This window comes from Sphingobacterium thalpophilum, from assembly GCF_038396785.1.
Taxonomy (GTDB): domain Bacteria; phylum Bacteroidota; class Bacteroidia; order Sphingobacteriales; family Sphingobacteriaceae; genus Sphingobacterium; species Sphingobacterium thalpophilum_A.
Genome location: NZ_CP151087.1, coordinates 1,936,410 through 1,959,695 on the forward strand (window position 1 = coordinate 1,936,410; position 23,286 = coordinate 1,959,695).

Sequence of the window (23,286 nt, forward strand, 5' to 3'; positions counted from 1 at the left end):
AAACTGTTGTTATCATGTTATAAATTTTAAGATTATACCTCACTAATGTGCTTCATAATTGCTCCGAATATCAACATCACGATCAATGCAAAAAGCAATAAATGATATGATTTGAGCCATTTTGGAAACGACGGCGGTTCTTTTTGCTGTTTCCATTTGACATTTCTTTTTCTCATTTTTAATTTCGTTTGTATACACTATGCCAATATCTATTCCAGTGAAGATTAATTTTAATTAATATGCTGTAAATAAGACTGTTATTTAGTTTGTCTTGATTCTTTGTCTCGAAAAACCTTCTCATAATGATAGGGTCATTCTCATAATGATACTGCCGTGCCAATTTATTGTAAAAGCTGTACTGCCTAGTCGGAGCTATATTGCCTTGATTAGTAAGGAGAATCGTTTTGAATTTTATATTTTTGTACTTTGTATAATCGAAAAATGACTGGTTTCCAAGTCATTTTCAGCATAAACTAGAGGGATAATTATAAAAGATGAATAAAGTAAAAAGGACGCCTATTGAAAAAATTGTATCGCCTATACAGAGCTTCATTAAGAATGAAAAAGCAGGTGGAATTGTATTGGGTATTAGTGTAGTTATTGCTTTGATATTAGCAAACTCACCATTAGCAGAAGAGTATCACCATATTCTCGAACACAGGTTTGGTTTTCAATTAGACGGAAATACTTATTTTGAGTATAACCTGCATCACTGGATCAATGATGGTCTGATGGCTATTTTTTTCTTTGTGGTCGGTTTGGAACTAAAAAGAGAGATTGTCGGAGGCGAGTTGTCCAATCCACGTAAAGCGCTATTACCCATTGCTGCGGCATTTGGTGGTATGGCCGTACCAGCGGCTATATATCTGTTCCTGAATCCAACAGGGGAAGTGCACAGCGGTTGGGGTATTCCGATGGCAACAGATATAGCATTTGCCCTAGGTGTGCTTTATTTATTAGGGAACAAAATTCCGCTAACGCTCAAAGTATTTTTAACGGCTTTGGCTATTGTCGACGATTTAGGAGCCGTGCTGGTCATCGCTTTTTTCTATACATCGGACATATCCATGTTTCATTTGATCATCGGTGCTTTGGTACTATTGACGATGTATATTGGTAATAAAATGGGCGTGCGAAGCATTTTGTTCTACGCTATTTTAGGGATAGGTGGTGTCTGGACTACATTTTTGTTGTCAGGTGTGCATGCGACAATTGCCGCAGTACTTGCCGCGTTTACTATTCCGGCAGATGTGAAGATCAATGAAAAAATATTCAGCAATAATATTCAACGGTTGCTGGATAAGTTTAAAGGAATAGATCCGGACAACAGTAAACCTACGCTGACGAATGAACAGCTGCATATTCTCGAAGAAATTCAAAATAGTACGGTTGCAGCTACTCCACCATTACAAAGATTGGAACATGCGATGCACCCCATGGTAACTTTTATAATCATTCCGATCTTTGCATTGGCAAATGCAGGCGTTTCATTGGCGATAGATATGGAGCATTTGTTCAGTACCAATGTGGCATTGGGCGTCGCCTTAGGCTTGTTGGTCGGTAAAGTAGTAGGGGTTGTCGGTTTTACATGGCTTCTGGTTAAGCTTAAAGTTGCTCCTTTCCCGGAAGGGATGAATATACGAAACCTATTTGGTGTAGGTTTGCTTGCTTCTATTGGATTTACCATGTCATTATTTGTGACTTCATTAGCTTTTTCGCATGAGGAATATATGACACAGGCTAAAATCGGAATTTTTGCAGCATCCATTATCGGCGGTGTATTGGGATATTACGTACTCAGTAAACAGGGTAAAAAGCAATCTTAATGTAGAATAGCAGATGAGTAATAAAATATGGGACTTTATCAACCTGCACAATGGTGAAGAAGATAAACAAAAGGTTTTAGAAAACGTAACGGCTAACATATCCTTCCGGGGTTCAAACCTCTGGATATTGGCTTGTGCTATCATTATTGCTTCTGTTGGATTGAATGTCAATTCCACTGCGGTGATTATTGGTGCGATGCTGATATCACCATTGATGGGGCCTATATTGGGGGCAGGATTTGCGTTAGGAACCTATAACTTCCTCCTTTTAAGGAAATCTATTAAAAACCTATTAATAGCCACCGTTGTAAGTCTACTTGTCTCGGCATTTTATTTCTATATCAGTCCGTTCAAAGATGTACAGTCTGAATTGTTGGCTCGTACTTCACCTAACATCTATGACGTATTGATTGCTTTCTTTGGTGGTTTAGTAGGTGTTATTGCGATCACCCGGGTAGAGAAAGGAAATCCAATTCCGGGAGTTGCCATTGCGACAGCATTGATGCCTCCGTTATGTACAGCAGGATATGGTTTGGCAACCTTTAATTTTAGTTATTTCTTTGGTGCCTTTTATCTGTACACGATCAACTGTTTCTTTATCTGTATTGCCACTTTTTTAGTAATCAAGTATTTAAAATATCCTGCATCCGCAACGATCGAGCCTAAAAATGAAAAGCGTATCCGATATGGTATTACGACTTTAATGATGGTCATGATTATCCCTAGCTTTTATCTGGCTTATAATCTTTTTGAAGAGAAAAAATTCACAAAAACAGTAGAAGAGTTTATCAGTTCAGAATTTAGCAGCAGAGGTTATACCGTGATTTATAAAAAACTGAATTATAACTCCAAACCTAAAAAAGTGGATCTGGCTTTTCTTGATAAAAAGCTAAGCAAAGAAGAAATGGAGATGTATAACCGACTATTGGATGAAAGAGGTATTCATAATACAATATTGAGTTTCAGACAGGATGATGCAGACCTGAAATCTGAAATTCTCAGTGAATTGAATAAGCAGGATGCTTCTTTATCTGAAAAAGATGTTACCATCAATAATTTGAGGCAGGAATTGAATAGATATAAAGTAAGCGAACCTGGTTTAGTGAAAGAGATCAATGTCCTTTTTCCGGAACTTGAAGATGTGTCCCTCGGCAAAATAGAAAAATATACCGGGACCGACAGTGCAAGGATTGAATGGGTGGTTTTATACCATCTTGAAAAGGGAGCAAAAGAAACTGATAAAACCAAAATAAAGAAATGGCTAAATGAGCGACTTAAGGTCGATAACACACTGCTTTTGCAAGATACACAGTCAGAATAGCCGGAGAGAAAGAAAGAATGAGAGAGTTTTTATATGCCCGATGGGTACAGCGGCTTATTGTTATATTACATTTGGTAGCACTTACAGCACTTATTGGTGATTATGGATTTGTACTCCAACCAACCTTGCAATTGGGCATTATTTCATTGTATTTGTTTGTATTGATCGTAGGTATTTTTTATACTGTACTGAAATACTATTATCATCGGAAAGAATTCATATTAAAAGACCGTTGCAAAAGTGTTTGGTTTTTATTTTATTGATATTCAAGTTTTTAATTTGTTTCTTGTTGATTTTCGTTATATTTAAGGTATGGAAAAGACAGAAAAAGTTAGCTTTGTTGATTACATGGTTCAAAGACGGAAAATCAAGCAGGAATTCTTCGATCAGATCAATACATTGGTAAATTGGCGTCCGATTTCAAATATTATCAACAAGCATTACCACAAAGGGGAAAGCAAAATGGGACGCCCTAGTTATTCTGGTCTTGTCCTCTTCAAAATGACACTTCTACAGACCTGGTATGGTCTGAGTGACTACGAAGTAGAAGACCGTATAAACGACAGTATCTCCTTTAGTCGCTTTGTTGGCATCAGTTTGGACGATTCGGTTCCCGATCACAGTGTTATTAGCCGTTTTCGCAGCTCGCTGACAGAAAAGGGTGTTTATGAGAATCTATTCAAGGAGCTGAACAAGCAGTTGAATAAACATAAAATATTGGTAAAACGTGGAGCTATCGTTGATGCCAGTATTGTTGATTCTCCGCTAAAACCAAAAGGCAAAGTTATTTACGAGATCGAAAGTGACCGTAGTGAACATCCTCGCGAAGATTCTGAGCTGGATAAAGAGAATAGTGAACAGTTATTGATCCAACAAGAGAGCCCGGGTGTTGACCATGAAGCTCGTTGGATAAAGAAGGCTGGGAAAACACGTTATGGCTATAAAAAGCATTATGTCACCGATACAGAAGGCCTGGTTCTGGGCGTGGTAACCACTCCAGCAAATGTAAATGAAATTGCCAATCTTCAACAGGTAATATCTTCGGCTGACCTTCCAAAGGGCATCCATATCTATGCTGACAAGGGATATCGTTCCTCTAAAAATGAGGAATTGATCAAATCAGGAAAGCTAAAAAGCAGGATCTTGCATAAGGCAAAGAAAGGAACAGCGTTAACCGAAAGAGAGAAGTTAAGAAACAAACTGATCGGCAAGATCAGGTTCAAAGTTGAACGGACCTTCGGGAGCATCCGGCGATGGTTCAACTCAAGCTGTGCAAGGTATAAGGGGATCGCCAAAATGCATACACAAAATCTAATGGAAGCCATGGCGTACAATCTTTACAGATCACCTGGGATACTTGTGTCCAATGCAATAAAAAACACAAATTAAGCAGTTGAAAAGGCCTCAAAAAGAGGATTTTTCAAGAAAACGCAACTAGATTTCCGAATCCAAATCGGAAAAAACTGCAAAAAAAAGCAAAAATAACCGATCAGAAAATATCAACATTATTTTGCAACGGTCTTATTAAGTGTTTTTGTTTTTGACACATTGAGTGTGTTGTTTGTACTTTATTGCTTATACAAGCAATTATCAACAGATGGATTATCAGACATAAGCCCTTGGATAAGGTGGGCTGTTATTTTGAAGTTGGTAAGGGAATTTACCCGCCCAAGAGTAAGTTATAAGCGTTCATTACTGAATCCGGCCCAATTGTTTATCATCAGTTTTATAGGTCTGATCGTAATCGGTGCTTTACTTTTAATGCTTCCTAAAGCAACTTATGAAGGGATAAGCTTTGTAGATGCCTTGTTTACTTCCACCAGTGCCGTCTGTGTTACCGGGCTTATCGTGGTAGATACGAGCAGTTATTTCACCTCTTTTGGACAAACATTAATCATGTTGCTGATACAGGCTGGTGGTTTAGGTATCCTCACATTTGCCAGCTATTTTAGTTACTTTTTCAAGGGTGGATCCACCTATGAAAATCAACTTGCATTAAGTGATATGACCAATTCTGAGAAAATTGGCGAGGTTTTTACGACGGTAAAAAGGATTTTGACCATTACATTTTTGATAGAATTTATCGGAGCAATACTCATTTTCTTGAATCTGGATAAAACTTTAATTCCATTATTTTCTGAGAGAGTATATTTCTCCGTTTTTCATTCTATTTCGGCTTTTTGCAATGCCGGTTTTTCAACATTGCCAAATGGCATGATGGAAGCTAGTTATGTATATAATTATCCGCTACAATTTATTATTGTCATCATATTTGTATTCGGAGGTTTAGGATTTCCGATTGTTATCAATTCCGTACGGTACATCAAACATCTGATAGCAAGATATATTCTTTGGTTTGTAGAAAGGAAAAACAATTACCGTCCTTGGATTTTGACCCTGAGCAATAAAATAAATTTATTGACCACTTCCATCTTGATTATTGTAGGAACGCTCATTATCTACATCAAGGAGTATTACAACGTTTTGGGTAATCATGAAGGGGTTGGGAAAGTTGTCACAGCACTGTTTACAGCCACTACACCCAGAACGGCAGGTTTTAATTCCATTGATTTTAGTCAGATGCACTTTTCGTCTATCATCATCATCATTTTCTTAATGTGGGTAGGTGCATCTCCTGCCTCAACAGGTGGTGGTATTAAAACAAGTACGTTTGCGATTGCCACCTTAAACTATTTGAGTCTTGCAAAAGGCAAGCGTAAAATCGAAATTTTCCGACGGGAGGTGGCAGACATTTCCGTACGAAGGGCTTTTGCTGTGATGAGTCTGTCTTTATTGGTCATTGGTTGTAGTGTTTTTATGATCTCTCATTATGACAATCATATTCCTCTATTAGATATCGCATTTGAGAGCTTTTCCGCTTACAGCACCGTTGGTCTTAGTTTGGGGATAACAGGAGATTTGAGTAGCGAGAGTAAAATGGTGTTGGTGGCTACGATGTTTATTGGCAGGGTAAGTATGCTGACTATCCTTATTGCCTTTTTTAAGAAGGTGAAGCAAGGTAATTATCATTATCCATCGGATGAAATATTAATCAACTAAAAAGAAGATTTAAAATGAAATTTATAATTATAGGTTTGGGCAACTTTGGAGGCTCATTAGCCGAAAAACTAACCCAACAGGGAAATGAAGTAATCGGGGTAGATTCACGTGATGAAAAAGTAGTGGCATTAAAGGATAAGTTGTCTCATACCATCTGCATGAATGCAACCGATCAGTCTGCTATAGCACACCTTCCACTAAAGAACACCGATGTAGTGATGGTTTGTATTGGAGAAGACGAAGGTGCTAACATTATGGTAACGGCACACTTCAAAAATTTAGGTGTAAAAAGACTAATCAGTCGTTCCATTAATCCTTTGCATGAAAATGTACTACAAGCTCTCGGTGTGAATGAAATTGTACGACCGGAAGAAGAAACTGCTGAACGTTGGGCTAAAAAGTTATGTCTAAAAGGTGTAGTAGATTCTTTCGAGTTAAACAAGAATTTCAGTATCGTAGAGATTATTGTGCCTGAAAAATATGTCGGCAAAACCATAGAGGAAGTTAAATTCAGAGAACTTCACAATGTGTTGATTCTAACCATTATTCGAGATACACCGGAAAAAAGTTTTTTGGGCAGAAGCAAAATAGTAGCCAATGTACAGGGAATTCCAGAACCAACTACTATGCTTCAGCGGGATGACATCATAGTAATTTATGGAGCTAATGAAGATTTACAGAAATTTGCTAAAGGGAAATTTGAATAGATCATTTTTTGCATAAACCAAAATGGATAAAATCAATAGGTACCAAACGATAGTTATTTTAATCGCTGTAATTGTAGGTCTACTTCTTGGGCAATCTTTTACGATTTCAGATTTTTCGTCATCCTTGATTATTCCGCTGTTGATGGTAATGCTCTTTGGGTTATTTCTGACCATTGATCTTACAGAACTAAAGCACGCTTTTCTGAATGTTAAATTTTCAGTAACCAGTATTCTTATCAATTTCGTCTGGACACCTGTATTCGCTTATTTACTGGGAAGTATATTTTTACATAGTGATTTAGCTCTATGGATTGGTTTCGTCATGCTTATGGTCACACCTTGTACCGATTGGTATTTAGTTTTTACAAATGTAGCTAAAGGAAATGTTTCTTTGTCAACAGCCATTCTTCCAGCGAATTTAATATTACAGGTTTTACTTCTACCAGTATATCTCTTGTTCTTTTTTGGAAAATCAGGAAATGTAGCCTTAGGGTCACTTGCGGAGAGCATCTTGATTGTTTTGGTGTTACCGTTCATTCTGGCACTTATAGCCAAAACAATAGTGAAAGGCAAAAATGTAAGCAAAAGCAGCTTTTTAAATTTTTTTGAGACTTCTCAAGTCTTTTTTTTGGCTTTAGCTGTAGTTGCTATGTTTGCGTCTGAAGGAAAAGATTTAATCAGCCATCCAAGTATTATTTACAAAATGCTTATCCCGGTTTTACTTTTTTTTGGGGTAGCATTCCTTGTCGCATTTCTTGCAAGCAAATTACTCCGGTTCAATTATGCAGACAAGGTAAGCTTAACGTTTACTACTATGGCAAGAAATTCTCCAATTTCATTAGCCATAGCTGTTTCGGCATTTTCCGCAGAACCAATGATTGCTTTGGCTTTAGTGATTGGTCCATTAATAGAGTTACCTATTTTAGTTTTGACGTCACAAATACTTTTAAAAACACAAAAAGAATAGCTCACTACTGAATTTTGTATTGCTCCATTTTTCTGTAAAGTGTTGCTACCCCAATTTCCAGTAATCGGGCTGCTTCCGCTTTATTACCTCCCGTATGATTAAGAATTTTCTGTATGTGCAGTTTTTCAGCACTTGCCATAGAAAATGCGGACAACTGTTGCGCATTGGATTTGGCATATTGTAGGTCAGCGGGTAATGTATCCAGATCTAGCACGTCAGCATCTGCCAGAATTACACTTCTTTCAATCACGTTTTTTAATTCACGGATGTTACCTTTCCATGCATTGTTCTCCAGAGCCTCCATGTATTCATCCGTTAACCTCAAAGGTTTTCTGTTTGATTTTAGTGCGAATATACTGGCATAATATTCTGCTAATAATTTGATGTCTTTGGGACGTTCCCTTAATGAAGGCAGGTGAATGCCAAAGACAGAAAGACGGTAAAAGAGATCGCTTCTAAAATGTTCTTTCTCTATTTCCTCTTCCAGATTACGATTTGTCGCAGCAATGATACGTACATTGACCTTAATGGGCTTTGCATCCCCCACACGAAGCAATTCGCCTGATTCCAGTACCCGCAAAATCTTAGCTTGGAGATCCAGTGCCATTTCCCCGATTTCATCCAGAAAAATAGTGCCGTTATGCGCTTCCTCAAAAAGCCCTTTCTGGTCTTTTGAGGCTCCTGTAAAAGCCCCTGCTTTGTGCCCGAACAATTCGTTTTCCAACAGATCTTTACTAAATGCTGAGCAATTGATAGCTACAAAGTTGTGGTTAACCCGTTGACTTCCCTGATGGATGGCTTGTGCAAAGACTTCTTTACCAGTACCTGTTTCTCCTGTCAATAAAACAGTCGTGTCTGTGCCAGCCACTTTTCGGGCTAGCTCAATAGCTTTGATGATAGGCTTAGATGTACCGATGATTTTATCGAACGAATGTTTTTCGCCTAATTGTTTTTCTAATTTTTGAACTCTCTTGTTTAAAGCAACCTTTTCACTGGCTTTATATAGAAGCGGGATTATTTTATTGTTGTCATCACCTTTCGTAATATAGTCGAAAGCCCCGTTCTTTATTGCCTGTACACCATCAGAAATATTTCCGAAAGCGGTCAAAAGAATTACCTCTACAGCAGGATATTTTTCTTTGATAACTTTTGCGGTATCTACACCACTTCCATCCGGGAGTTTTACATCGCATATCACCACATCTATTTCTTCTACATCTAATCGTTGCAATCCCGATTTTATGCTAGATGCCTGAAAAACCTCAAAACCTTCAAAACCAATAATTTTTGAAAGTAGATTTCTCAATTTTTCCTCATCGTCTATTATTAAAACTTTTACCACTTTTTTGCTGAATTATAGGGAACAAATTTACTAAATATTATGTCCGTTTTGATAATTCTAACGCGAAGCGGATAAATAAAATCTTTCCCAGCTTGGGATAAGCTTGGGCAACAAATTCTTTTTTATTCAGAATATTTGCAACAATACTTTCAAGTCTAATGAATCTGAAAACCTACTGTGATAAAAATTATGAAGAACTCATTAAAACACATAATTTTAGAGATACATAGAAAAGAAGATAAACTTGCTTCTCAAAACAAGAAATTGATTGAAGAAGCATATGAAATGACCACGTATCTTCAAAACTTATTATCTTCCGTTAAAGACTTTGTAACCAATGATGGGTTTGAAACAGACGTTGAAGAAATTGATTTCTTCAGGAATATCAAGCCCCAAATACTCGGAAAGCTAATTTACTACAATAAAGTTTATCGAATAGAAACATCCTGTCCTGTAAATAACGGGAAGCTATACAATAACTATTTTTCAAACCAACTCGCACAATTGAAGCGTGAGTACATTGAATATATCTGCAACTCCGATTTTTATAGGTACTATCGATCAGGCAGAACCGACCGTGATACTATTTACTTCAAAAGAGGTAATATAAATTATCACGATGGCTTAAATAGTATCGTCTTTGAGATGGATCCATCTTTTTCCACTTTCTTTGACTATAAAACAGCCAGGATTATTGCCAATGAATTGATCTATACCTATCTTCTTACTAAAATTAATCCAGCCGAAGACCCCGATATGATTTTTCAAAAACCCGAAAACTCTAAAGATATCTTCTGGACAGAAAGTAAAAATTCACTTGTGGAATTAATTTATGCATTACATGCTTCTGGAGCTATCTCACATGGAAAAATTGGGATAAGAAAAATTAGTCTATTGTTTCAAATAATTTTCCGTGTTAATCTTGGCGACCTTCATCACTCATTTCATAGAATGAAAACAAGGGCAGGTTCCCGAACGGCATTTTTAGACCAACTCAAAATATCCCTCGAAGAGTATATGGATAAAGACCTTTAGCCATTTCAATACAGTAATTTAAAAGCAGTACCCAAAACGTACTGCTTTTTCTTTTGCCCATATATGCCAATTGGCAAATGTAGGCAAAACTCCCTCACAAAATATCTCCAATACATTTAAACCCTTATCAAACAAGAGTTTTCCCTGTTTGCAAAAAAATTCAAAAAACTGCCAAACCAATTGGCAAGGCTTGGCAGACAAACACTACCACCCTTAGCAATTTTGCATTGTAAACATTATAGGATCAATGCGATGAAAATAATTACAATCGAAGAAGAAGCGTGGCAACAGCTAAACAGCCGTATCAATGCCATTGCCGATTACCTGAAAAAACAGGAAGATAAAAGCTATGATGACCTGTGGCTAAATAACCACGAGGTATGCCAATACCTGCACATTAGCGAAAAGACTTTGTGGCGTATGCGTACCAAAGGCGAAATAGCCTACTCCAAAATGTACGGACAATACTTCTACACCATCGGAGCAATTAAGGATATGCTTAATGCCAATGCCGTACAGAGCAGTGATGAGTTTGTACAGGAACTTATGGCAAAAGGTAAAAGCTATATCGAAAAAGGTAGACAATTGAAAACGGATAAAAAGTAGGTGCTATGAATATTGATAGAATGGAATTTTTGGCGTGGATGGAACGCTTGATAGGTCGCCTCGATATGCTGGGTGATAATATAGATGAGTTGCAAAAGAAACGCAACAGTATAGACGGAGAGGAATTGTTGGATAATCAGGATTTGCTTCAAATGCTGAAAATCAGCAACCGTTCCCTGCAACGGTATCGCTCCATCGGCAAACTACCCTATTATACTATTAGCGGCAAACTGTATTACAAGCTATCCGATGTGCATCAGTTCATAAGAGAGAGTTTTAATCCACCATCTGCAAAACTATAACGCCTTTGAGTGACAAACACTGCCTTTAAGTGCCACTTCGGGCAACGTAGTGAACGCTTCCTTTACATTCGGCGGTAAACTTTTAAAATTTTCATATTATGAGTGAAGAAACCACAAATAAACAGGAAATGCCCGAACAATTATCGGACATATTATTGGTACTGGACAAAGAAAAAATGAAAATCCAAGCCGTAAAGAGCATAGACGAAAACGGGAAAATGGAAACCGTTGACCCCACGAAGAAAAACCAAAACCAGTTTATGCGTGTGGACAAGAGTGGCGATTTCTTTTCCAACTTCTTTTCCAATTTTTTTAGCCAACTAAAGAACCCTACCAATTTTTCATTTTTCAAAGTGCCTGCACCTATCGCCGTTGAGAAAGCACAGGAAATGCAAAAGCAGGTAGATAAGCCAACTTCGGAAGGCGAAAAAGTGATGAAAGAACACGAAGTCAAAACCGCCACACAAGAGAATAATAAACAAGAAAATAAAAATGATATGGCAACAGCACAGACAACGCCGGATGTAAGCGAATACCGCTATAAGCCGGAGCAGATTGATTGGGATACAATGACCAATCTCGGATTAAGCAAGGAATACCTTGAAAAAAGAAACCTGCTTGAACCTTTATTGAAAGGTTATAAAACCAATGAACTCGTACCGATAGGGGTTAATCTTGGAGGTACTATTCTCCGCACAGACGCCCGACTGTCATTACAGCAAGCCGAAGACGGAAAAATTGTTGTGGGAATACACGGCATCAAAAAAGAGCCTAATCTGCATTTTGAGTTTTTTGGACACAAATTTACTGATGAGGACAAGAAAAACCTGCTCGAAACGGGCAATATGGGGCGTGTGGTTGATTTGAAAAATTCCAAGACTGGCGAACTAATGCCGTCCATTATCAGTATTGACAGGCTTACCAATGATGTCATTGCACTGCGAACGGATTTTATTAAAATTCCCGATGAGATTAAGGGTGTAAAACTCAATGATGAGCAAAAGCAAACCTTAATGGAGGGCAAACCGCTCAAATTGGAGGGTATGATTTCCACAAAAGGAACGGAGTTTTCGGCAACGGTACAGTACAATGCCGATAAACGCTATACCGAATTTCTGTTTGACCGCAGTAACTACAACGGACAAAAGCAAAACAACCAACAGAATAATCAACAAAGCCAACCACAGGAAGCTCCAAAAACATTTCGTGGCAAGGAACTGACCGATGATCAATACAAGGATTTCAAAGCGGGTCAAACCATATATATGGCAGGTCTGGTTGATAAGAAAGGGCAAACGTACAACGGTTACATCACGTTCAACAAAGACACCGGAAAAACTGGCTTTGAGTTTCCAAATCAATATAAAGAAAGAATGCAGCCAACCGAATCCCATAAAACGCAAACTGCGGTCAATTCGGAGGGCAAGACCAACGAAGCGACCAAAAATATCAACGAGCCTTTGAAGTCCGGACAGCAAACACCGAAAAATAAACAACAGCAGGAACAACAGGAAAAGCCCAAAGCACCTGCAAAGTCCAAAGGCAGAAAAATGTAGTAAAATATGAAAACAATAATTGCAGAAAAACCAAGCGTAGCAAGGGAAATAGCCGGACTTGTGGGAGCATCCGATAAAAAGGACGGCTACCTGACAGGTAACGGCTATTTTGTTACGTGGGCATTCGGTCATTTGATAGGATTGGGAATGCCCGAAGATTACGGGATTTCAGGATTTGACAAGGCATCATTGCCAATATTGCCAAACCCTTTTTTATTGACCGTTCGGAAAGTCAAAAAAGACAAAGGCTATACCGCCGATACAGGAGCATTAAAGCAACTAAAGGTTATTGAGCAACTCTTTAACCGTAGTAACAGCATCATTGTAGCTACTGATGCAGGTCGGGAGGGTGAATTGATATTTCGGTACATTTATGAATACCTGAAATGCAATAAACCCTTTGAACGGCTTTGGATAAGTTCGCTGACCGAAAAAGCCATCAAACAGGGTTTTGAGAACCTCAAAGACGGGGCAGCATTTGACGGATTGTATCAGGCGGCACAAGGCAGAAGCCGTGCCGATTGGTTGGTGGGCATCAATGCTACACAATCACTCTCCATTGCCGCAGGCAACGGGGTTTACTCGCTCGGAAGAGTACAAACACCCACACTCGCTTTGATATGCAAACGTTATTTGGAAAACAAAAATTTCTCGGTGCAGCAATATTGGCAGATACAGTTATTGCATCACAAAGCAGGTATTGATTTTAAAAGCCTTTCTAAAACTAAATGGGAAGACCAAAAACTCGCTAATGATACGCTGAAATCCATTCAGCGAAGCGATACGGCAACAATTACATCGGTAGAAACCAAAAGGGTTACAGAGCAACCGCCTTTGTTGTTTGACCTTACAGGATTGCAAAAGGAAGCAAACAAAAAGCTCAACCTTTCTGCCGAAGAAACGCTGAACATTGCCCAAAGCCTTTACGAAAAGAAGTTTATCACTTACCCTCGCACCGGAAGCAAATACATTCCCGAAGATATGTGGGCAGAAATTCCCAATCTCGTAAGAGCATTGCAGGACAGGGAAACCTGCAAACAAGCTGTAACCAAAGTGAAATGGGGTCGTTTCAACAAACGTATCGTGAACGACCTGCGTGTTACCGACCATCACGGTTTGTTGATTACGGATAAAATACCATCTGCCCTGAACGCAAAGGAAAATGCGGTTTATGATATGATTGCTTTTCGACTGCTCGAAGCCATTTCACAAGCCTGTAGCAAGGAGATAACCGATGTGGCTTTACAGGCATTGCATTACGACTTTACGGCAAAAGGCTGTAAGATTATTGAACCAGGCTGGCGTTCCATTAAAGGCAATTTTTCGGATGATGATAGCGAACCTGTACAGGATTTGCCCGAACTGAAAAAAGGCGATGAAATCAAAATAAAAGAAGCCTCCGTTTTGGAAAAGCAAACCAAACCGCCTGTGCTTTATACCGAATCAGGTCTATTGTCGGCAATGGAAAATGCAGGCAGAGAAATCGAAAACGAGGACGAACGGAAAGCCCTGCAAAATATCGGTATTGGTACGCCTGCTACAAGGGCAGCGATAATCGAAACGCTGTTTACCCGCAACTATATCCAACGGGAAAAGAAATCCCTGATACCAACCGAAAAAGGATTGCAGGTATATGGATTGGTTAAGGACAGAAAAATTGCGGACGTGGCGATGACTGCCGAATGGGAACTGGCATTGCAGAAAATTGAAAACAACGAAGCCGATGCCGGAGCATTTCAAAAAGAAATGGAAACCTATGCAAAGTCCATTACTAACGAACTGCTGCAAACTTCCATTGCCCAAAACAACCTGCCTAAATTGGTTTGCCCGAAATGCAAAAGCCAGCAACTCATCATCCGTGACAAGATTGTCAAATGCATTGATGAAAGCTGTAATTGGATGCAGTTCCGCAATGTGTGTGGTGTACAAATCAGCATAGCCGATATTGAAAGCCTTGTCAATAAAAGGAAAACTTCGCTCATCAAAGGAATGAAAAGCAAAGCCGGAAAGAAATTCGATGCGTACATCGTACTAAATGCCAATGCTGAGAGTTCCTTTGAATTTGAGAAGAACAAAAACTACAAAAAGTAATGGAAAACAAGCCCACAGTTATACCCAAAGAAATCAACAATCTGATTTATACCATACGAGGTAAACAGGTAATGCTGGATAGTGACCTTGCTACATTATATCAGGTGGAAACCAAAATATTGAACAAGGCTGTAAAAAGAAATATTGAAAGGTTTCCCGATAAATTCTGTTTTCAACTGACTGAAGAAGAAAGTGATTTTTTGAGGTTCCAAATTGGAACCTCAAACGTAGGGCGAGGCGGAAGACGTTATCTGCCCTACGTTTTTACCGAACAAGGAATAGCAATGTTGTCGGCTGTACTCCGTTCTGATGTCGCTGTTAGGGTTAGTATTGAGATAATGGACGCATTTGTAGAAATGCGGAGGATGTTAATGAGTAATGCTTCATTATTTCATCGTTTGGATAAGATTGAAATCAGGCAATTAGAAACCGACCAAAAGATTGAGGAAATATTTAAGGCATTGGAAAGCGACAAGCTCCACAGCGAAAAAGGTATTTTCTATAACGGACAGGTTTTTGATGCTTATACCTTTGTTTCGGATATTATCCGAAGTGCCGAAAGCTCCATTATCCTGCTCGATAATTATGTGGACGATACGGTACTGACTTTATTGGGCAAACGCAGTACGAATGTAACTGCCACCATATATACCAAATCTATCAGCAATCAATTACGGCTGGATTTACAACGGTACAACAGCCAATATCCTTCGATTGAAGTTGAGATTTTCTCCGATGCTCACGACCGATTTTTGATTATTGACGGTACGGAGCTGTACCATATCGGAGCATCACTCAAAGACCTGGGCAAAAAATGGTTTGCCTTTTCACGAATGGATATTGAAGTCGGCAGGATGCTTCAAATCCTTAATAAATAGTAAACCCTCCAAATTCGGAGGGTTTTATTATTATACTTTAGAAGCTTCCAAAGATGCTTTTCTAAATTCTTTTAGCAATTTTTCAAGTTCTAAAGAAGTTTTACGAGCTCTTGTACCTGCTGCTTTATTTCCTTTTTCTGCCTGTAATTCTGCATCAGCTTTTAACGTTTCAAAACTTGTGCTGATTTTTTCGATTAGTTCTTTCATTATGATATTGTATATATATTTCTAAAGGGCAAAAATACACTTTTCTGTTTTAAGTAAGGTAGAAATACGACAAATCCTACCTATCAAAGCCAATTCCTGCCACTTCTGTAAATGCTCCTATCTACTGCTATAATTTTAGGCTTTAAGTAAAATTCTAAACAAAATATAGTATGAGTACACAGCAAAAAGACTTGTCGTATTACCGTTTACGACTGCAAGAACACCTTAATAGTAGCTTTCCCGAAAAAGCACACGACCACAAATTTATCGACCAGCGTTCTTCGTGGGCTGCCAACGCCTACGAGGGTGCTTTCCGTTCGGGAAATACCATTGAGCACTGCAACGAGATAGCCAATTATATACTTTTCGAGGGCTTGCACTTCTCCAAATTTGATACGGTTTTTCAGGTCGTGTGCAATGAGTTCGACACCATTATGGCAGACGAGGAACTGCGACCATTTGCACTGAAAATGTTCCCTGTTTGTGAAGCTGTTTTTTCAAAGTATCAACTAACCGATGATTTCGCCTACGGGTATGAGTTTGATGTCCTCTACACCGAACTGACGGGAACAATCGCAATATGGATACAGGAAAATGGGCTTCAGTAAAAAGCAACATATCCAACAGAATATTGATGCCCTGCGAATTGCTTTTAAACTGGAAAAGGAGAAACGGCAAGCGACCGCAGAGGAAAGACTGCTAATGATGCAATACAGCGGATTTGGCGGTCTTAAATTCGTTCTGAACCCCATAGCGAACGAAATAGACATCAACCATTGGCGGAAAACCGAACACGATTTATTCCCGATTACGCAGGAACTCCACCAACTACTCAAAGAAAATTCTACGGACGAAAAGCAATACCGCCGGTATGTGGACAGTATGAAAAGTTCGGTACTGACCGCTTTTTATACACCGCCGGAGGTTATCAACGCTATATCCTCAACATTGAGGGATAGCGGTCTGAACATTGACAAATTCCTCGACCCCTCCGCAGGTATCGGGTCTTTTGTTCAGTCCTTTGCAGAGAGCCAAACCAAAGTTACAGCCTATGAAAAGGATTTATTGACGGGCAAAATATTAAAACACCTTTATCCTGAAAGCAATATACGTGTGAGTGGCTTTGAGGAAATCTCCGAAAAGGAACACAACGCCTATGATGTAATTGCAAGCAATATCCCTTTCGGCGATACTTCCGTGTTTGACCTTTCGTTTTCCCGAAGTAAGGATAGTGCAAAAATACAAGCTGCCCGAAGCATCCATAATTATTTCTTTTTGAAAGGAAATGATATGCTCCGGGAGGGCGGTTTGCAGGCATTCATTACCTCGCAGGGGATTTTAAACAGTCCGAAGAATGAGCCGATACGCAGGGCGTTAATGGAAAACAATAATTTGGTTTCGGTTGTGCGGCTGCCAAACAATCTGTTTACAGAATATGCAGGTACAGAGGTTGGAAGCGATTTGATAATCCTGCAAAAGAATACGGCAAAACAAAGCCTGACCGAAACGGAAGAACTGTTTTGCCAAAGCAAGCAAACCAAATACAATACGCCAAGCAATGCTTACTTTCAAAATGGTACAAGGGTCATACATACCGACCGTAAAATAGATACCGACCCTTATGGACAACCCGCAATCATCTATACCCATAAAGACGGTGTTGCCGGAATTGCCAAAGATTTGAAACAGATGCTTTCCGAAGATTTTGGAAAGCACCTGAGTTTGGATTTGTATAAAGGCGAACGGAACGATGAGCCAATCGTACAAATTCCGGTACAGTCAACGCCTCCAGTCATTGAGCGTGAAATTATTCAGCCGGAACAACCTCGTTTTACCCCACCGAACATAGTACAGGAAAGTCCGCAAGAACTAACACAACTAAGCATTTTCGACCTGTTTGAAAATATGAGCGAACCTGTAATGGCAGTTGCTCCACCCAAAAGAACCACGCAAGCCAAAAGACAAACCGTTAACAAAAGACGAGGTGCGATAGGTCGCCAAACTGACTTGTTCGGTGGGGCGATGCAACAACCTTACACGCCTCCTGCTCCCAATGGCACGGTCAATAGAACAAGTCAAGCCAACGGCAATAAACGGGAAGTAATCGGAGATTTGTTTTCGCAACAAAACGGGAATGGCCAAGCTGACAAACCAGCTATTCCCGTGGCTGTTCCTGATACCATTCCCGAACCTGCCTTATACAGTCAGGAATTGCAACCGTACCACCGTAACGACTGCCTTGTCGTGGATAACGGCTGGGTCGGTCATTTGCAGGAGGTCGATAAGGAAAACGGAACGGCAATGTTCCACCCGTTGCAACTGCCGTCAGCCCAAAGAGCAAGAGCCGAAGCCTATATCGCTGTACGTGATACCTATAATGACCTGTATCAAAAAGAAGCCGAAAAGCAAACAGAACATAAAGAGGAAAGAGAAAAACTGAACAGCCTGTATGATGCCTTTGTCAAAGAGTACAGCAACCTGAACAGTGCCGATAATATCAAGCTGATTAAAACGGATAGTGCCGGAAAAGAAATCCCGTATTTGGAGCGTGTAAAAGGCGGTATCGTTCAGAAAGCAGATATATTCAGCCACCCCGTAAGTTTCTCCACTACAACATTAGCAACCGACAATCCGCAGGAAGCATTAGCGGCATCGCTGAACAAATTTGGAACAGTGGATTTGGACTATATGTCCGAAATCAGCAATATGACCTCCGATGCCCTGAAAGAGCATTTGCACGGTCGTATTTTTTACAACCCGTTGGAAAAGGAGTATGAGATTGCCGAACGCTGGATAGCTGGTAACGTGGTGGAGAAAGCCAAAGAAATCAGAACCTACGTTGAGCAAAATCCCGAAGATAAGGAAGCCAGACAAAGCCTTACGGTATTAGAGGAAGCCCGACCAAGACGTATCGAATTTGAGGAGCTGGACTTCAACCTCGGCGAACGCTGGATACCCACAGGCGTTTACGCCAAATTTGCCTCGCACCTGTTTGATGCAGATGTAAAAATCCACTATTCGGACAGCTCCGATGATTTTTCGGTCATCTGTAATCAGGGAAACCAAAATATTTGGGTCAAGTATGCGGTCAAGGCAGAAAGCCGGACTTTTGACGGCGTTGCCCTGCTGAAACACGCCCTTGTTAATACCACGCCGGATATTACCAAGAAAATCAAGGTTGGCGACCAGGAAGTCAAGGTCAAGGATATGGAGGCTATACAAATGGCTAATTCCAAAATTGACGAAATCCGCACCGCTTTTACCGATTGGCTACACGCTCAAAGTGATGAGTTTAAAACCCGACTGACCGACCAATACAACGATACCTTTAACTGCTTTGTCCGTCCGAACTATGACGGCTCTCATCAGGACTTTGCAGGCTTAGACCGCAAAGCGTTGGGTATCGAAGACCTGTACAATAGCCAAAAGGACACCGTTTGGATGATTAAGCTCAACAACGGGGCTATCTGTGACCACGAGGTCGGTGCTGGGAAAACATTGGTTATGTGTACGGCAGCACAGGAAATGAAGCGTTTGGGCTTGGCACACAAACCAATGATAATCGGATTAAAAAGTAATGTACACGAAATCGCAGAAGCCTACCGCACCGCCTATCCGCACGCTAAAATACTGTTTCCAGGAAAGGAAGATTTCACTCCCCAAAAACGCCTGCGGATATTCGGGGATATTAAAAACAACGATTGGGATTGTGTGATTTTGACCCACGACCAATTCGGAATGATACCCCAAAGCCCCGAAATTCAAAAGGAAATCCTCGAAATAGAATTGGATAACGTGGAGCGAAACCTGTACGCAATGGAGGCAGACGGTGCGGAAGTAACAAGAGGTATGCTTGCCGGAGCCATCAAGCGAAAGGATAATCTCGAAGTCAAGCTAAAGACTTTACAGCACGATATTGAGAACCGGAAAGATGATATTGTCGATTTCAAAATGATGGGCATAGACCATTTGTTTATCGACGAGAGCCACCAATTCAAAAATTTGATGTTCAATACCCGTCACAGCCGTGTAGCCGGATTGGGTAATGTGGACGGTAGCCAAAAAGCGATGAACCTGCTTTTTGCTATCCGTACCATTCAGGAGCGAACCGATGCGGATATGGGGGCAACCTTTCTTTCGGGAACGACCATCAGCAATTCATTGACTGAATTGTACCTCCTGTTCAAATACTTGCGACCACGGGCATTGGAGAAACAAGGCATTAACTGTTTTGATGCGTGGGCAGCGATTTACGCACGTAAAACGACCGATTATGAATTTTCGGTAGCGAACAATATCGTGGCAAAAGAACGCTTCCGTTATTTCATCAAGGTACCGGAGCTGGCACAGTTCTACTCGGAAATCACGGATTATAGGACGGCAAAGGATATAGGCATTGACCGCCCCGAAAAAAAAGAAATCCTGTACAATATTCCGCCTACGCCTGACCAAGCGGAGTTTATTCAGAACCTAATGGAGTTTGCCAAATCAGGCGATGCGACTTTGCTCGGCAGACACCCATTGTCAAAATCAGAAGAAAAAGCGAAAATGCTTATCGCTACGGACTACGCCCGTAAGATGTCTTTGGATATGCGAATGGTAAGCGGCATTTATGAAGACCACCCCGACAATAAAGCCTCGCATTGTGCCAATAATATTGCGAAGTATTACAACAAATATAACGCACAGAAAGGTACACAATTCGTGTTCTCTGATTTGGGAACGTACAAGCCGAACGAATGGAATGTGTACTCGGAAATCAAACGCAAGCTCGTGGAAGACCACGACATACCTGCGAATGAAGTCCGGTTTATTCAGGAAGCCAAAACGGACAAACAACGTAAGGAATTGATTAAGGGAATGAACGAGGGCAAAATCCGTGTGCTGTTTGGTTCTACAAGTATGTTGGGTACAGGTGTCAATGCACAGAAAAGAGCCGTTGCCGTTCATCATTTAGATACGCCTTGGCGACCAAGCGACCTTGCCCAGCGTGATGGTCGGGCAATCCGCAAAGGCAATGAAATTGCCAAACATTTTGCCGATAACAAATTAGATGTAATCATTTATGCCGTTGAGAAATCGTTGGATAGTTACAAATTCAATTTGCTGTTTAACAAACAGCTATTTATCGACCAATTAAAATCCAATAATCTCGGCAAGCGAACCATTGATGAGGGCAGTATGGACGAAAAATCGGGTATGAATTTCTCCGAATACGTGGCAATCCTGTCAGGAAATACAGATTTGTTGGATAAGGCAAGAGTTGAAAAACAGATTGCCGGACTGGAAAGCGAAAAGCAGGCGTTTACCCGCTCTAAGTATAGTGCTAAATCCAAATTGGAAAACTATACGGAAGAATTTAACGCAGCTCAATCACGCCTCAACCGAATGACAACCGATTGGGATAACTTACAGCAACGCATACAAAAACGGCAGGACGGAAAAATCTTAAACCCTGTTCAGTTGGACGGCTTGTCGCCCAATGCGAATGTCAAACAGATTGGAACCAAGCTCAACGAGATTTCGGACAAAGCCCGTACAGGTGGGGATTATCAGGAGATTGGCAGTTTGTACGGATTTCAGCTATTGGTTAAAACGGAAATATCGCAAAAAGACGGCGTAGATATTCGGGTAAACCGCTTTTTCATACAGGGAGAGGGAAATATTAAGTACAATCACAATTTCGGAGTGATTGCCAAAGACCCTGAAACCGCCTCCCTAAACTTTTTGAGGGCATTGGAGAAACTGCCGTCCTATATGGCAAAGGAGCGGGAAAGCATTGCTAATTATCAAAAGGATATACCGATACTTCAGGAGGTTGTTAATGGTACGTGGTCTAAAGAAAACCGATTGAGCGAACTGAAAACGGAGCTGGCAGCTATTGAGCGAAAAATACAGTTATCCATCACTCCTGAACCTAAAGAAGATGCTGTGGAGCAGACCGAAAAACAGAAAGAAACGCAAAAGGTTTCAGAGAGCATTGTACGGACAAAGGGTATTCATCTGCCTCGTGGGGTATTGTAATGTAATCTAAAAGTAACCACTATTTTTCGTCCTCTTCGTCCATTTTCCTAATCAAGGCATCACGCAAACTGTCCAGAAATTTGGTACGGTTTATTTTCCGGGATTTAAGTTCCATAAACGTATGATAGAAATCGCCCAAACTGATATTGAAGGTATTTTCAAATGTTTTGGCGATGGCTATTATATCGGCATTGCCAAAAGCACCCTGCGAATGCAGTGCGTAAATCAATTCGGTTAATGCTGTTTTGCTCTCTGCCCAGTTTAACGAAGCGTGGTAGCGTGATTTCCGCTGGTTGTTGTTATTCAGTTGGTCTTCAATATAGACTTGTATCAGGTCATTGGCGATAATCTTTGCTGCCTTATAATCGTGGGAAGTGGAAAACCTATGGTCGGTTTCAAAATACACCGTATCCAGGCTCAATTTTATGTCGTGTTTGCCACGCAAAAACAGCTTCTCATCAATAAATGTATTATTGGTGCGGTAGTATTTATAAAATTCAATATTATTGTCAAAATACTTTTTGAGCTTTCTCAACTCTTCGTTGAAATGTTTCCTGATTGCCTTTGTTTCATTAGGCTTTTTTGTTTCGATTTTATAAATGGCATTGTAGTAAATGAGTTTTGCGACAATGGCTGGCTTCTGATGTTTGAAGAAATGAATTTCGGCATCAGTATTCTTAAACCCGTTCTTCAGTACGTACTCTTTTACTTCAGATAAAGATTTAACGATAAGTTCTATAATGATTTCAATACGTTGTATAGAGTGTTCCGATTCGATTTCTATATCCTGAATGTCGTGTTCAAGTTTATGTAGTATTTTATTATAGGTTACATCCATAGCTTTAATTAAATGTGAAAAAACAGACCAATGCATTTAACAAACTTTACCTGGATGCTTCAATAGCTTTTAGTAATTCCTTTATTTCTAATGGCTTTAACACCCCGTTGTATCTGAACAAAACCTGATATTTAGTATCTAATAAAACCCAGGTAGGGAAAGCAACTTTTTCTGAACCATTTAAAGCTACAGCAAGCTCGTGAATACCCGATGACAACCCTGTAGGTTTGTATTGAAAGGTTTTCTGTTGAAACACAATATCATCTTTGCCTTCGGCATTGAATATTACATAGTAGAACTTGTCGGACTGCATTAAGAAATCCTTATTCTTTTCTAATTGATTTTTTTGCATCTGGCAGTACTTGCACCAGTCTGTTGAAAGCAATATCAGTATTGGCTTTTCTTTTTTTAACATCAGGCTATCTACATCCTCAATGGCAAAAGTTTTCATTTGGGCAGTAGCGATACTGCCCAAAAAGAAAACCATAATAATAACTAATCCAAATCTATTTACTAAGCTCATTAA

The 23,286-nt window shown here is 39.9% G+C and carries 19 protein-coding genes; 15 read left to right on the forward strand and 4 right to left on the reverse strand.

Features of this window, described 5'->3' with window-relative positions; translation table 11 throughout:
• Positions 1 to 494: 494 nt before the first annotated feature.
• The 7 genes from nhaA (at position 495) to AACH28_RS08760 (ending at position 7,881) form a co-directional block, all read left to right on the forward strand.
• The gene (gene nhaA / locus AACH28_RS08730) at positions 495 to 1,826 is read left to right on the forward strand and encodes a Na+/H+ antiporter NhaA (RefSeq protein WP_078690916.1); all 1,332 of its coding nucleotides are present in this window, start codon (positions 495 to 497) and stop codon (positions 1,824 to 1,826) included.
• A gap of 13 nt (positions 1,827 to 1,839) precedes the next feature.
• Positions 1,840 to 3,147, forward strand: coding sequence for a DUF389 domain-containing protein (locus AACH28_RS08735; RefSeq protein WP_284442706.1), 1,308 nt, complete (start codon positions 1,840 to 1,842; stop codon positions 3,145 to 3,147).
• A 17-nt stretch (positions 3,148 to 3,164) separates the two neighbouring features.
• Positions 3,165 to 3,410, forward strand: a complete 246-nt coding sequence (locus AACH28_RS08740) for a hypothetical protein (protein WP_341832743.1) — start codon at positions 3,165 to 3,167, stop codon at positions 3,408 to 3,410.
• Between the two features lie 103 nt (positions 3,411 to 3,513).
• Positions 3,514 to 4,536: an IS5 family transposase gene (locus tag AACH28_RS08745; RefSeq protein WP_112374319.1), complete on the forward strand. Its 1,023-nt coding sequence runs from the start codon at positions 3,514 to 3,516 to the stop codon at positions 4,534 to 4,536.
• 252 nt (positions 4,537 to 4,788) lie between these two features.
• On the forward strand, positions 4,789 to 6,207 hold the full coding sequence (locus AACH28_RS08750) for a potassium transporter TrkG (protein ID WP_341832744.1): 1,419 nt from the start codon (positions 4,789 to 4,791) through the stop codon (positions 6,205 to 6,207).
• Positions 6,208 to 6,221: 14 nt separating this feature from the next.
• Positions 6,222 to 6,914 carry a TrkA family potassium uptake protein gene (locus tag AACH28_RS08755; protein ID WP_115401466.1) on the forward strand — a complete coding sequence of 231 codons (693 nt, stop codon included), beginning with the start codon at positions 6,222 to 6,224 and terminating at the stop codon, positions 6,912 to 6,914.
• 22 nt (positions 6,915 to 6,936) lie between these two features.
• Positions 6,937 to 7,881, forward strand: coding sequence for an arsenic resistance protein (locus AACH28_RS08760; RefSeq protein ID WP_078690913.1), 945 nt, complete (start codon positions 6,937 to 6,939; stop codon positions 7,879 to 7,881).
• 4 nt (positions 7,882 to 7,885) lie between these two features.
• Here the strand turns inward: AACH28_RS08760 and AACH28_RS08765 are convergent, their stop codons facing one another.
• Positions 7,886 to 9,223 (reverse strand): sigma-54 dependent transcriptional regulator, encoded by a 1,338-nt coding sequence (locus tag AACH28_RS08765; RefSeq protein WP_078690912.1) that lies wholly within the window; start codon positions 9,221 to 9,223, stop codon positions 7,886 to 7,888.
• Between the two features lie 189 nt (positions 9,224 to 9,412).
• Between AACH28_RS08765 and AACH28_RS08770 the strand changes: the two genes are divergently transcribed.
• The 6 genes from AACH28_RS08770 (at position 9,413) to AACH28_RS08795 (ending at position 15,691) form a co-directional block, all read left to right on the forward strand.
• A complete protein-coding gene (locus AACH28_RS08770) occupies positions 9,413 to 10,258 on the forward strand; it encodes an RteC domain-containing protein (RefSeq protein ID WP_078690911.1) in 846 nt (281 codons plus the stop codon).
• 252 nt (positions 10,259 to 10,510) lie between these two features.
• The gene (locus tag AACH28_RS08775; protein WP_078690910.1) at positions 10,511 to 10,864 is read left to right on the forward strand and encodes a helix-turn-helix domain-containing protein; all 354 of its coding nucleotides are present in this window, start codon (positions 10,511 to 10,513) and stop codon (positions 10,862 to 10,864) included.
• Between the two features lie 5 nt (positions 10,865 to 10,869).
• Complete coding sequence (locus AACH28_RS08780; RefSeq protein ID WP_078690909.1) at positions 10,870 to 11,166, forward strand: helix-turn-helix domain-containing protein; 297 nt, start codon at positions 10,870 to 10,872, stop codon at positions 11,164 to 11,166.
• A 98-nt stretch (positions 11,167 to 11,264) separates the two neighbouring features.
• The gene (locus AACH28_RS08785; protein ID WP_078690908.1) at positions 11,265 to 12,722 is read left to right on the forward strand and encodes a DUF3945 domain-containing protein; all 1,458 of its coding nucleotides are present in this window, start codon (positions 11,265 to 11,267) and stop codon (positions 12,720 to 12,722) included.
• Positions 12,723 to 12,728: 6 nt separating this feature from the next.
• Complete coding sequence (locus AACH28_RS08790) at positions 12,729 to 14,813, forward strand: type IA DNA topoisomerase (RefSeq protein WP_284442704.1); 2,085 nt, start codon at positions 12,729 to 12,731, stop codon at positions 14,811 to 14,813.
• Complete coding sequence (locus AACH28_RS08795; protein ID WP_078690906.1) at positions 14,813 to 15,691, forward strand: ORF6N domain-containing protein; 879 nt, start codon at positions 14,813 to 14,815, stop codon at positions 15,689 to 15,691. Before AACH28_RS08790 ends, AACH28_RS08795 begins: the two co-directional genes overlap by 1 nt.
• Before the next feature lie 30 nt (positions 15,692 to 15,721).
• Here the strand turns inward: AACH28_RS08795 and AACH28_RS08800 are convergent, their stop codons facing one another.
• Entirely contained in the window at positions 15,722 to 15,898 is a 177-nt protein-coding gene (locus AACH28_RS08800; protein WP_078690905.1) for a histone H1, read from the reverse strand.
• Positions 15,899 to 16,068: 170 nt separating this feature from the next.
• Here AACH28_RS08800 and AACH28_RS08805 point away from each other — a divergent pair, with 170 nt between their 5' ends.
• Positions 16,069 to 16,506: a DUF1896 domain-containing protein gene (locus AACH28_RS08805; RefSeq protein WP_078690904.1), complete on the forward strand. Its 438-nt coding sequence runs from the start codon at positions 16,069 to 16,071 to the stop codon at positions 16,504 to 16,506.
• Entirely contained in the window at positions 16,493 to 21,922 is a 5,430-nt protein-coding gene (locus tag AACH28_RS08810) for an N-6 DNA methylase (RefSeq protein ID WP_078690903.1), read from the forward strand. Before AACH28_RS08805 ends, AACH28_RS08810 begins: the two co-directional genes overlap by 14 nt.
• Before the next feature lie 19 nt (positions 21,923 to 21,941).
• Here AACH28_RS08810 and AACH28_RS08815 read toward each other — a convergent pair whose 3' ends face one another.
• The gene (locus tag AACH28_RS08815; protein WP_068597141.1) at positions 21,942 to 22,760 is read right to left on the reverse strand and encodes an RteC domain-containing protein; all 819 of its coding nucleotides are present in this window, start codon (positions 22,758 to 22,760) and stop codon (positions 21,942 to 21,944) included.
• 46 nt (positions 22,761 to 22,806) lie between these two features.
• Positions 22,807 to 23,283 (reverse strand): thioredoxin family protein, encoded by a 477-nt coding sequence (locus tag AACH28_RS08820; RefSeq protein WP_078690902.1) that lies wholly within the window; start codon positions 23,281 to 23,283, stop codon positions 22,807 to 22,809.
• Between the last annotated feature and the right edge of the window lie 3 nt (positions 23,284 to 23,286).